Below are 13,133 nucleotides of genomic sequence, written 5' to 3'. Positions count from 1 at the left end.
AGAGCTGCCCGAGAGGCGAGCGTCTACCTTTCTATAAGCCACTTGACCCATCGCATTGATGGTTGCCATTCAAGTTTTCCGCAGCGCGACGCGGGAGCCCGGGAGGATTGATGAGTTGCTTACCGAGTCATGGCCGCGTCACCTGCACGCGGTGCCATCGTGATGCTGCGCCACAGTTCGATGTGTCCAGACACACGGAAGGCGATTGGCGAATCACGGCAAACCCTCTGGCCTGGGGCAGCACCCGGCCAGAGATCGTGGTACTGGGCTTCTCCAAGGGGCCGACCCAGGCTGGCGCCCTCGCCTCCACACCGCATGACGACATTGCGTTCAAGGGCAGTCGTCTCAACGTCGGCAAGATTCTGGCCCACGTCGGCCTCATCCCCACCGACGAGCCCGGCAGGCTGAAGAAACAGGTAGACCGCCTGATCGCGGACACGTCCGGGCGATTTCATTTCGCATCACTCGTTCGTTGCAGTGTGGAGCGCTACGATCGCAACTCAGCGTCCTGGAAAGGCTCGGGTGGCGGGATGCTGGACAAATTCATCGCTACCCCGTTCGGCACATTGGTCGCGACCAACTGCACCACGGCTTTTCTTCGTGATCTGCCGGAGGAAACCCGGCTCATTGTCATGTTTGGACTCGGCACGGGCCTGAACTACGTAGCGTCCGCCTACGGCCTGTTTCGCCGCGCCCGCCCCGGTGCCTGGAAAATGCTCAACGCGGTGGCCTACACCGATGGAAAAATCACCGTGGTTCATGTCGAACATTTCGCGGCCCAGGGTGCTCTGATTCCCAACTGGCTGGGGGAAAAACCTCATCCAAGAAGCGAACTTGGCCTGCTCTCCAGGGCTGCGGTCGCAGCGTCGGGAGTCGGGGGACGAGCATGATCGAACAACCGATATTCAATGGACCGAACTTTCGGGCGCTGCTTGAACAAGCACCACTGAACCAGGCCACGTTCCTTTGCCAGGGTTCGAACAGCATGTTGTTCGAGCGCGGCGACAGTCTGTATCGCCTGACGATCGAAGGATGCGGCCACAACTTTCTCGCCCGGCAGTGGGCCGACGGCAACCGTAGCGTTGTCGAGACCATTCATGACTATGGCGCTGTAGGCCCTTCTGATTCTTCACTCCCGGGAAGCGAAGACGAGTTCTATTGGCTGGCCGAAGTGGAGCGGTTGGTCAGTGTGGATGAGGCCAGTGAGCCGGTGCTTGCCGGATTGTTGTCGGGGTTGCTCGACGACAATGACGAACTGCCGGCCAACGACGCCCTTTACGAACAATGCCTGGCCTTGGCCGATGTGCATCCAGACTTTGCGGGAGTCCTGATGACGCTGGCCAGCGCGGCGGAGTTTGCCGAGCGTCATGAATGCAGCGTCGACGCCAGGCTCGACAATCTGATGAGACGCCCCGCTACTGGGGATCTGGTCTGGACTGATCCGTTGGGTGGGTGTTTTTACGAGCCATAGCGATAAAACCCGCCGTAAGGCGGGTTTTAGTTGAGTTCCAGAGGTTGAGGCAGGACTCGATGCAATCTGATCAGCCGGTCAAACCTTGAATTGATCCATCAGCTTCATCTGCTGTGCCGACAGGCTGTTGAGCTGGCTGGTCACCTGCGCCGACTGGTCGGCCTGGCCCGTCAGCGTCTCGGTGACGCCGCGGATCGCCGAAACGTTGCGGTTGACCTCCTCGGCGACCGCGCTCTGTTGCTCGGCCGCGCTGGCGATCTGCAGGTTCATGTCGGTGATCACCGTGACGGCCTCGCTGATGCGGTCCAGGGCGTGCACCGCCTGGGTGATCTGGTCGGCGTTCTCCTGGGCCTTGCCGTGGCTGGCGTGCATGCTGGCGACCACGTCGCGGGTATGGCTTTGCAGGCGCTCGATCACGTGACGGATTTCCTCCACCGAGTCCTGGGTGCGCTTGGCCAGGTTGCGTACTTCATCGGCGACCACCGCGAACCCACGCCCGCTTTCGCCCGCCCGGGCCGCTTCGATGGCGGCGTTGAGGGCCAGCAGGTTGGTCTGCTCGGCGATGCTGCGGATCACTTCGAGCACCGAGCCGATCTGCTCGCTGGTGCTGGCCAGGGTTTCCACTTCACCGACGGCCTGGCTGACGGTATCGGCCAGCTGGGCGATGTCGCGGGTGCTGCGCTCGATGATCGCCATGCCCTCGCGGGCCGAGTGGTCGGCACCGCGGGCAGCCTCGGCGGCGCTGGCGGCACTGTTGGCGACGTCGTGGGCGGTGGCGCTCATTTCATTGGACGCGGTGGCGACCTGGTCGATTTCGCGAAATTGCAGGTGCATGCCGTCGCTGGTTCGCCGGGCGATTTCCGAGGACTGGTCGGCGGTGGCGCGGGTCTGGCTGATGCTCTGCTTGATCTGCGCGATGGTCGGCTGCAGCTTGTCGAGGAAGCGGTTGAAGCCCTGGGTCAGGCGGCCCAGTTCGTCCCGGCGGGTGTAATTCAGGCGCTGGGTCAGGTCGCCCTCACCGCTGGCGATGTCTTCGAGCATGTGCGCCACGCTGTTGAGCGGGCGGGTCACGCCGCTGGCGGTCAGCCACATCAGCGCCAGGCCGCCGAGGCCGGCGAGGGTCGCCAGCAACAGCACCTTCAGGGTGCCTGCGGTGCGGGCGTCGTCGAGGGTCTGCTGCAGGCTGATGATATCGGCCAGTAGCACGTTGCGCGGCAGGTCGATGATGATGCCCCAGGGCTTGCTGCCGCTGATGGGCTGCACCGGGAACAGGGCGCGAACGTTCTGTTCCTGATCGAACACCTGTGGCTGGCCGCTGGCGAAGGCTTGCAGCAGCGGCTTGCCATATGCACCGAAGGCGTCGTCGATCTTCTTGCTGACCAGGGCGGCATCTTTGCTGCTGGCCGCCAGCACGCCGGTGGACGAGGCGATGGTCAGTTGCCCGGCACCGTTGAACAGCGATCGCTGGGCGCTCACCGCTGAACCTTGCAGCGAGTCGAGGGCGATATCGACACCGGTGACGCCGATGACCTTGCCGTTTTCCAGCAGCGGCAGGGTGATGCTGGTCATCAGCACGGTCTTGCCGCCGACGGTGTCGGCGTAGGGCTCCAGAAGGCAGGGCTTGGCGCTGTCCCGCGAGCAGGTGTACCAGATGTTGAACGGCGAACCGTTGAGGGTCAGGGCAGTGTTGTCCAACTCGTTGCTGCCGATGAGGGTGTTCAGGACGCTGCCCTGTGCCCGGCTCCAGTAGCTGCCGAAACGGCCTTTGTCGCTGCCCTTGTGCGCCTCGTCGTTGACGAACTGGCTGTCGTCTCCGTCGAAGGCGTCGGGCTCGAAGGCCATCCATACGCCGAGCAGTTCGGGATTGCGGTCGAAGGTGGTGCGCAGGGCCTGGTCGGCCGCTTGGCGCAGGTCACCGGCCGGGATCGACTGGCGCTGGCCCAGGTGTCGGAGGTCGAGCACCTGGTCGGCGAGGGCGGTGACCACGGTCTGGCTGTCGCTGAAAGCGCGTTGCAGTTGTTCGGCTTTCTCGCTGGCGCGGGCCAGCAGCAGGGCCTGGACATTGCGCGTGAGCATCGCGCTGCTGGCTTCGCCCACCAGCGCGTCGCTCTGGCGTGACTGGTAGAGGTTGATGCCGACGACCAGGGCGACGACGCCCAACAGACTGATCCCGGACAGCAGGACGATTTTCAGACGGATAGAGAGCGTGTCGAACATGGCGTGCACTCGCTGATGACGGCTTTTCTTATTAAGCCTGGCGGTTCGATACGCCAGGTTCGTTCAGCGATATCGGGTCATCTCCCCGAAAACTTTAGGGAAATCCTGGACAAACGTCCTGATTTGGCGGAGTGCTCAGTCTCTGCTCGTTGAGGTTCGCGGTGAAACAGAAACGTCGATTTCTGCTGGCCCGTCCCAAAAACAAAAAAGGCCTGCATCGCTGCAAGCCTTGATTTTTTGGTGCGGAGACAGACGGACGGTTGTTGGTTGTGAGGACCCGGTTTTCGCGGGGCTGGAATTTGGTGGATTTTTGATGTACCTCATAGGGTGTCTATAAACAAATCAGCTAGTTATGGCTTTCAGTGGAATCGAATCGGGACTTGTGACGATCCAGTGAGAGCTGAGCTCGCCTTCTTCAAATGCTAGGTGAGGAACGGCAGAAAATGGCCAGAAGTGGACATGGGTGCCTACAAAAGCCATGCCCAACGCGCCCTATCTGGCATCACGGGACGGCACAAGCCTAATAACAAGACTCCCCTCCACCAATACCCCAGTGGCAACTTTCAGCGCCTGCGCTGCTCTCAAAAAATTCAGGAATGATGCAGGTTGGACTGGCACTCGCTCAGAACTTGCGTGAGTAGCCACGGGACCGAGCATTCGCCTCATTTGCGAATGCCAGGCCCAAGACAATTTTACTTGCTCATAGCCTGGTAGTGTTCAGCATATCCACACTCCTCAAAAATCAGCCTGAGGCCGTCTTTGAATACGTCATGATCAAATTCCTTTATGTCAAAAATATTCTGGCCCAAGGAATGAGACTCTCGATTCATATACCTGTAGAACGTCGTAAATTTATCCGTCGACAAGGCTGGCTTCTGGAAAACGTTGTTAAAGTCCTTCTTCTGAACAAAATTGAAAAAGTACTCGACAATATTCCGCATACAGTTCGCAATCAGCGCGGGTGGTGAGGCTTGATCCTTTATGATTGACCAGTATGATTGATAATCGTTCTGAATCTCCTCATACTTCATCGGAATCACGGAGCTTCCATTCGTATTTTTGAGGACTCTAAAGAGATGTTGAGTTTTCGCACGATTCTCCTTATTGGTATGCGTTAACTCATAGAAGAAATACAAGCTGTGAGTCAATACGAAGACTTGCTTGTAGAGATTATCGTTAATAAAGTACTTTTTAATCAATTGACCGATATTGAACACATAGAGATGAGAAAGACTGGAAATTGGGTCGTCAATTACTACGACTTTGGCTTGAGGTACCGCTTCAGCGGTCTTCTGCCCTTTGCAAAGTTCCATGAAGTATAGAAAGCTAATGACCGTTTTCTCGCCCTCGCTAAGCGAGTGAAACGCATTCGCCTGATCAATTGCCCTTGAAACTCGATAAAAATCATCCCCGTATGGCACGACAGAAAAACCATCAATGCCTATCTCTACTAACCCAGCGTTGATGTTCTCAATCGATTCTTCAATATTGACCGTTTGTTTCCTAAGAGCGGCAAGATTACTATTAGCCACCGCCACATCTGAATTTATCTTAATGCCATCTTGACGGATTTCTTTTGCCTTGACGCTAAGTTCAGAAGCTGAATGCGAATAAGCAGAAATTGTTTGGTCATAATCCCATCGCATCAGAGCCCAAAACCGCGAACTGATGTCATCCAGAGTCTTTTTCTTGTTCGCCAGTTTGGCGTTATGGGCATCGATCAGTTCGTTCAGACCGCCGATTAATTCATTAATCGTGTTGGCGGTAGACTGTGTATCTGTGAGAGCAACCGGCGTGCTTGGACTTTTGAGTTTATTGCCGATGAGAAGAACGTTTTCGCGGATTGACGCCTTCAGAGCTTCGCATGCGATGCTCCAAGCGTCCACAAGCTCCTTGCTGGCAAGCGGAGAGTTTGAAATATCGTAAAGGTTCAGGCTGGAGGTCAGCGTTTCATATCTTGTCTTGTATGACTCCAGCTGATTAACATCCAGTTCATAGGCCTCATCGAATACTTGTCTGATCGAGTCGATGACTCTTTGAGTAATCGTCTCCTGCTGACAAAACGGGCAGGCTTGAGGACCCTGATCATCTTCAATGTACCGAAGCCCTTGCTTTACCCAGTCCGAGTTTCCGGCCTTGGATATGAACTGAGCAACTGAACCCTCCTGACTACCAACGATGATCTTGGACCAGAGCGAATCCTCTTCAATTCCAAACCAGCCAGCCGAAAGTGGTGGGACTTTTGCGAACGGAGCTGCACCCTCACCCTCGATTGACGAGGCCTCGGCCTTCAAATCATCTGCCGTATAACCAGGTGCGGCCTCCGGTAACGGCAGACCAATAATATGCTGAAATAGAGGTTCCGTCTTTTTCAAACCATCCAAACAGAATTCCAGAACACGGTCACCACCTGCGAAATTAGTTTTAATTTCCCAGACTTTTTTGCTCGCCTTGGATTTTTCTTGGTCGAGTGCAGTGGAATTTTGAGTCGCAAGATCTGAGTTGGCCTGCTGAGCAGCCAGATGCTTCTCCAGCTCTTTGGTTTCAACTTCGATTTGCTGGAGTGCAACCTTGTTCTCTTTCGAGAGGGTGAAAATGCCTCTTAAATTATCCTCCTCATAAAAGTAGTCATTCAGGAAGCTTTGGTTATAGACCAAAATTTCACATGGCTGGCTAGTTTTCAGGCTGCATTTAGCGAACCGAGGATCAGTTTGATTGTACAAATACTCAGAGATGGTGCTCTTTCCTGCACCGTTCAGCCCATAAATCAGGGACGTTTTGTTGGTAGGTGAGAGGGTAGATTTGGATTTGTAGCTAGTAACGCCATCGATGTTCAATTCCGTGATCACAACCTGACTCCTGAGTGTTAAGTGGCTTTGCGCCATCTCTGTCGGCGACCACGAGCATAGGCGAGCACAGAAACGTCTGCCACATCGACCTTAGGCGAGTGGTATCAAAGCACTTCGTGTTACGTCGCTGAGCAGCCCAGAAACCGATGGGAAGCTTTGGCCGGCGTCTGCGGGCAGGCCTTGGCCTTGAGCGTGACGAATCACCCGAGCCCACCTCCACTGGCCACTTTCCGCACAACGGCTATGAGTATTCTGACTGACATCCTGATCAAGCTCGTACACATCAGTGCCTATCAGTCAGGGGCACTGGGGCTGCTTCGCAGCCCACCACCCGCAAGCGCAGCTCCCATGGAGGGAGTAATGCTGGAAATGTGTGTGGTTCTGGGACGCTGGTGGTTCTCGCAGCGGTGACGTTAGTGAAATGATAGGACCGACGCACGATACCCGCATGAAGATCGCTAATCAAAAAGCATCAAGGGAAATTGAAAACTCACATAAATAGCCTCAACACAGCGTTGTGTTGAGGCGCGCAAACAAAGCGAATATCATTTAACTTTCGAAACGTTGTTCCATTTCAGAATTCCTGACAGCTTCAGACTCTCTTTCCCGCTGATTTGATGCCTCAATTATTGGAAGCCTAGCTTGAACAAACTCACGCACTTCAGATAAGTCATGATCTACAAGCGTAGCAAATGCTCTCGTTCTTACTTCCAGAATATCTGCTAGAGAAGACCAACAACTTGGCATCATTCTTCTTACGAAAACCTCAAGAGCTTTGGCTTTATTCGCGGCCACTCGAAGAAGTTCTAGAGCATGAAGACTAATGTTTACCTCTTTCGGAACACTGAGCATGTCATCTGAAGTATCGGAAGACACGTAGATTTGAATCGCACCAATCAGATACTCGATTTTGTTATGATCGCTATTACACCAAGCAATCAAACGCTCGGGGGATACCAAATTTAAAGAAGGCTGATCCCTTCCACCCGCATCCTTAAACAACCTGGTCGATAATCGTGAGATGTTTTCAGGAGCGTAGCAATAATCTAACAGCATTTCCGGAAACGAGATTACGACTGCCTTTATAATACTTGGAACATCATGACTGTAAAACCGGCCAACTTTCAAACCTTCGCCAATACATTCAATCACCCTAGATATGAATTCTTTAGGGGAATTTTGATTTATACAAATTTGCAACACTCGCTCTATCCCACTTGGAATAGCTCTACTTGCACCATTAGCATGAGTTTCCAAATAACGACTGATCGCAGATCTACCAGCAACAATAAGCGTATCATCTGGAGGAGCGCTTCTATTTTCAGTGAAAAAACGCATTGACAAAATATCTAAAGCTACAGAAGCACCGAACTCAAGATTGATAGTTTCCTCAATGAGCTCAGCTAGTTTCATATCGGATATTTTTGCGTGAACCCGGCCATGACCTAATATCTGCAATTCCCATGCAGCTAGATCTTTTTTCCGAGCCATTTCAATAAGTAGCTCAACCCCCCAAGGTTCAAGATCTGTCGATATTAGCAACTCAACAAAATGCGATGACAACTTAGGAGTATCTACCACCTTTTCTCGGAGCTGGCGTGCTAATACCTGGTTAGAGCTATGAATTTCATTGATCAATCCGGAAAATATATGAGGCCTCTTCAGCTCACAGTCATGAGACTGCAATAACTTAACCAGGAAGTCGAACATATCTCCTTGCGACAGCGCGCCCTTGGCCAAACCTCTCCCGAATAAAAACAAAGGTGCATTATCGTTTTGATATAGTCTACTACCAAGAGACTCCAAATATCGGAGGTCGGAAGAAACCTGCCGTCCAAGCTCAACAATCTTTTCACTTACTCTCTTTTCTACCTCATTAAAATCTTCATTGGTCTGATATAGATGATCCCATATTGGACGAAACACGTAAGCTTCTATCTCAGCACGCAAATCTGATGGATAGGTAAGCGTTTCTAAAGCTTCGAGACGCCTGAGAACCAATGGGGAAAAAGCCTTACCATCAAAATTTATAGTTTGCTTTATAGGTTGCCAGATCTCAACCCACTGATCTATTTTGCATTGTGAAACCACCAATTCCTCTAATACATCATAGCAACCTACAAAAGACCATAAACCTCTAAAATGACTAGCTATAATTTTCCGTGCTCGAGATCTTCTATCAAGCTCGCCAGAGCGTAAGCAAGGTTGTAAAACGTTGATAAAACCCTCATACCATTCTAAAGCGTCTTGATTTGTCTTAGGCTCCCATCCGTATGTTCTAATATGGGCGCCGAAATTAAAACCTTTAGAGGATGACCAGTGCACAGATTGAAATGCGGATTGAAAAAGCAGCACTGCAATATCTTGATGTCTTTTATTGCTTGACATCAATAAGCGACCGAGAGCATGTTGCCTACGACTGGGCAAAGCTTGAGTCCCCGACAAGTACAACGAGAATAGATCTCGCACGCCATTAAAAATGGCATCGTCACCCAAAGTAGAAGCTGGCGTTGCAAACCTAAAAATTATATTAATTACCCGATCAAAATTACGATCTTCGTAGGCCAACTTACAAAGCAAATCAATAAATTTATCGAAATGCTCCTTGCCATCAGATTCGAAACTTTGGCTATCGACTGCAACTTCGATAGCATTTATGACGGCATCAGGGAAAACTGGCGCTATATAATCGACCACCTGGAGCTGCTCATCACTACAAGCAGTAAGATCATACAACGGTGCTCCAGGCTGTATCCATGTCCAAGCTAATTTTTGTGCGAAATCAAAATCATGCAAGTAACCGATGCGATGAGCACAAGACTTAAAAAGGCGAAAACTTTCAGGTTTGAATAGTTCTGAGTTGATGTCATGCGGGGTAATATTCTCAAGCGCTCTACGTGCAAGGCGATTTGCCAAAGCATGAGGTAGTACTGCACGCCAATCTCCACGCTTTTGGCTCAACTGACGCCTTAATAGCTCAGCATGAGACTGATAAAGCCTCGCACGTGGAATTTCACTGATCAGAGATAACTTTTCAAGCTCATCATGAAATTCTGTTTGAGAAACATTAAAAGAATAAACAAGCGACAAAACTGCAGCATCATCCAATAAACTCCCGGCCTTACCCTTCCGCTGCTCAAACAGTCGATTAAATAGACTTTCATCCGTAAACTTGGATAATGTCTCGTCGGGCTTCACTCTGCTGGCAAGCGCCAAGGCGACCCTTGCGTTACCACCCGCAAATTCCGATATTTTCCTTGCGTTAATTTCTTGGAGCTCAGGGAATCGCCTACGTACTAGAGACGCTACAGTTTCCTCGCTACATGGCTCAATATGAATTACATGCGTTTCTTCAGGTGTATCATCTGAAATATCATATTCAATAGTAAGAAGACAAATTTTCGACGTGTGTTGAGATATCTGCCTTTGTAGCTTTCCGTGTACATCGGATGGGCAATTATCCAAAATTACGTTGACGGAGAGATTATTCGCAATGAGATAGGATATAAATTCTGATGCTGTCGGAGTTAGCTCATCCCCCAAATCTGCATACACTACGTTTGTTGCAGATAACGCACCTTCAGCCACATTCGGTTCAAAGAGAGCTTGGGCTAATCGAGTTTTACCAACACCCGAAAGTCCGGTAATCCTGATAGCGCTACCGACTTCACGCAGCCTGTCACGCAGTAGCGATATCCCCTCAGCCATTGCCAGTGGAGTTTTGTTTTTTGAACTTGTATCGATTACACAGGGATGACTGTCCGACAAAAACTCGTCGTCTTTATCTACTGGAGTTTGAGCCCACCGTCCGAAAGGTTTCCATCCTGTTAAAGGCTTTCCTAGACGTGAACGAACCCAAAGAGCAACACCTGGATACAGTCTTAGCCAAGCCAATAAACGGTCTCTACCATAAAAATCAACTAGAAAATCGCTTTTACCCACCAAACTTACAACTGCGGCTTGCATTCCTGAAACTCGGTCGACAAGCATCTTTTCACTACAATCATCCTTCCCACTAACAATTATGTATGCCCCATCATTTTTTGCTAACTCGGAGATTACCTCTTTAGGCAAACCCGTTTTGTCTAACATTTCCTTAGTACAAGCTGCTCTGCTCATACTATTTTTCTTTACTTGAAAGCCTACGTTCGCCTTAGGAACAAAGCCTGAGCTCGTGAGATTTCCCGCATTTTTCACATGAACATCCAAACCACCATCTGCAGCTTCCTGTGCTCCCCCCCATAGCACACAAACCGGCCCGACTCCTTGCTGCGCTAACTCCGCCTCGCATAGCCGAGCGACTAGCTCCCTAAGATCACCGTCATTGAGATTAGATATGTCAGTTTTTTCAAGCTCATAAAATCGCATGGGATTCTCGATTAGTTCTGAGTTAGCCTTAAAAATTAAAAATCTCAAAGCAGCTTAACTTTTTAGGCGCAATTTGTGGACATTGAATCAAGGTGAATACATGTAATTATTGGTGCAATCTTTGCGAACGGTTAAATAGAGCGTGATTTACCGCCTTACATGCGAACCTGCATTGCCCCTTGTGGCAGCTTAACGATGAACCATAAGCATACCGTAACCTTATACAGTATGGGAACCTCTACTCTGCGCCATATACCAATGCGTCTCTGCGTCAACCTATAAGCATAGCATTTGTGTAATTAAATAAAAATCGTCGCCATTTTTATAATTTATATTACATCAGCCTGCATGCGTAGCTTTGCTTACGCAACAACATAAAACACTATCAGCCAATACCTCATCACAGATAACCTTCCATTGTTCGCACCAAAATCCCTTGCAGATATAATGGCACCCAAAACACTTTCCAGATGCGGTCACCCGATAAATAGAACAAGCAAATAACCATTAAGATCGCTCTTATAGCACTCATCAACAGACGACGCAGCACAACATAGTAGACCATCAGTTGGTATATCTTATTAATAGATACGCATCAAATCTGCAGCCAAAACATAACTTTCCCCCAGAAATTTTTAGCTAGAAATATAGCTCTCTTCTACCCGATTGCCAATTTCCGCGAATGGCAACTTCGGTTCGATTGCTGTCAATCGTGCCTATCAAAATCAGATCCTCGCTCGGAGGTTGAACACCCATGTTTTTTGTAAACGAAGAACGAGTAACCGCACGGTCAGAAAGTAGTAGTACCGCGTCATTCTGCTGTGTCGATCTAGGCAATGTTCTAGGAACCAAGCCACATGCTTTTTCTGCCAAGCCCAAGGCGTCTGTCGCTGCCAGCGTTCGGAGATTTCAGCTTGGATGATTCTCGCCTGCCGCAGATGGCGTTTCCGGGTCGCGGGCGACCCGGTCAGCACGCCAGCCAAGAACAACTCCATATCGAATGGCTTGCTCATGTCCGTTCCCCAATATAGGCCGCGACCACGTCGATCCGACCGTGCCCAAGCTCGTAACTGATTCGCCTCCGTGCCTCGCGATCAAGGTTGCTATCTACCTGGCAACATTTGCCACCATTGATTGGCGCGGGGTGTTGGGTGATCTGCTCGTAGCGCTCACATGCGTACGCCGCTCGTAGCTCATGGAAGCCTTTGAGACTCTGTGCATGCAGGATGTGCCGTGCCGGGCGGACGATGCTCTGCAGAACGTCAAAGTAGCTTTCGTGTGGCGCAATCAGGTTGCGGCTGCCCTCAGGCGAAACCTGCTCTGCGAATCTAAGCGCGCCTAAAACATGCTCATCCATCGAAATCCAACGTGGTGCCGAGGCGCCGGCGCGGCCGCCCTTGGTGCCATCCTGAATGTTAATCCTGCCTAGGTCGTTAGCCTCGCGGCGTAGCCGTGGCAGATCAGCCAAAATGGCCTCACGCAACCGCATGCCGGTGGCTCGCGCCAACAAAACAATCGCTGCGGCTCGTAGCTGATGTTGGCTGCAAAGCGCATCGACGATCTGCTTAACCTGTTCGTGGTCTTGGCCCTGCGGCACCGACTGTCGAACCCCGGTGCGCTGAATACCCAACGCCCTGCTCGGACTTGGCAACTTCACGCACTGATCACCGCGAAGCGCTGCCATGGTCCTGTTAACGCTGGATAGTCGATTTTGTGCGGTGCTGACAGCAAGGTCACCGCGCCCAACCACGTCACGCAGATACGCCGCATAGTCGGCCAACACCTTCCGATCAATCTGCCGCGCATCATTGATAACCGGCCCCTGAACTGAGCGGCACCACCTCACGAATGCCTGCCATCGATCACAGTGCGCCTTGACCGTGCCATAGTGACCACCGCCGAACATGTCTTTCAGCGCTTGCGGCCCCGCGTAGCTCAACTGCCTGCCGTAGCCGAAATTACGACCATCGCGTCTACCCACCAATGCCATACCTGTCACCTCATCTTCCGATCCTCGCCCCACGTAATCCCGCCAAGAATGCTTAGTGTTATCAGGGATCAAGGCCCCTGCGACCTGTGGGGAATGTCCTCTACGCGGGACCGGCGGCTCCTTACGACCGGGAGCAAGGGCATCTCATGATCTGGCCTCCTGAGCACCGTTACCGGTGGGCGGGTAGAGGCTGCATTGGCTGACGAGACCAGTGCCGCGAGATCCTGAGCCAGGTGGC

7 protein-coding genes and 1 pseudogene are annotated in these 13,133 nt (G+C 51.6%); 2 read left to right on the top strand and 6 right to left on the bottom strand.

The window, feature by feature from the left end; all coding sequences use genetic code 11:
- The first annotated feature begins 110 nt into the window (after positions 1–110).
- Positions 111–890 (top strand): hypothetical protein, encoded by a 780-nt coding sequence (locus tag CHB99_RS00225; protein ID WP_042127473.1) that lies wholly within the window; start codon positions 111–113, stop codon positions 888–890.
- Positions 887–1,471, top strand: coding sequence for a hypothetical protein (locus tag CHB99_RS00220; RefSeq protein ID WP_042127471.1), 585 nt, complete (start codon positions 887–889; stop codon positions 1,469–1,471). Before CHB99_RS00225 ends, CHB99_RS00220 begins: the two co-directional genes overlap by 4 nt.
- A gap of 78 nt (positions 1,472–1,549) precedes the next feature.
- Here CHB99_RS00220 and CHB99_RS30435 read toward each other — a convergent pair whose 3' ends face one another.
- The 6 genes and pseudogenes from CHB99_RS30435 to CHB99_RS00195 form a co-directional block, all read right to left on the bottom strand.
- A complete protein-coding gene (locus CHB99_RS30435) occupies positions 1,550–2,305 on the bottom strand; it encodes a methyl-accepting chemotaxis protein (RefSeq protein WP_377697527.1) in 756 nt (251 codons plus the stop codon).
- Positions 2,306–2,407: 102 nt separating this feature from the next.
- A pseudogene (locus CHB99_RS30430) lies at positions 2,408–3,547 on the bottom strand (methyl-accepting chemotaxis protein); the annotation flags it as partial.
- Between the two features lie 833 nt (positions 3,548–4,380).
- On the bottom strand, positions 4,381–6,537 hold the full coding sequence (locus CHB99_RS00210; protein WP_042127467.1) for an AAA family ATPase: 2,157 nt from the start codon (positions 6,535–6,537) through the stop codon (positions 4,381–4,383).
- Between the two features lie 549 nt (positions 6,538–7,086).
- On the bottom strand, positions 7,087–10,905 hold the full coding sequence (locus tag CHB99_RS00205; RefSeq protein WP_042127484.1) for a nucleoside/nucleotide kinase family protein: 3,819 nt from the start codon (positions 10,903–10,905) through the stop codon (positions 7,087–7,089).
- Positions 10,906–11,630: 725 nt separating this feature from the next.
- Positions 11,631–11,918: a hypothetical protein gene (locus CHB99_RS00200; RefSeq protein ID WP_042127465.1), complete on the bottom strand. Its 288-nt coding sequence runs from the start codon at positions 11,916–11,918 to the stop codon at positions 11,631–11,633.
- On the bottom strand, positions 11,915–12,895 hold the full coding sequence (locus CHB99_RS00195; protein ID WP_042127463.1) for an integrase domain-containing protein: 981 nt from the start codon (positions 12,893–12,895) through the stop codon (positions 11,915–11,917). The genes CHB99_RS00200 and CHB99_RS00195 overlap by 4 nt, the downstream gene beginning before the upstream one ends.
- Positions 12,896–13,133 lie beyond the last annotated feature (238 nt).

The sequence above is a fragment of the Pseudomonas japonica genome, from assembly GCF_900188455.1.
Classification (GTDB): domain Bacteria; phylum Pseudomonadota; class Gammaproteobacteria; order Pseudomonadales; family Pseudomonadaceae; genus Aquipseudomonas; species Aquipseudomonas japonica.
The sequence above is the reverse complement of the archived record's forward strand: the minus strand, read 5'-3'. Positions and strand labels throughout refer to the sequence as shown.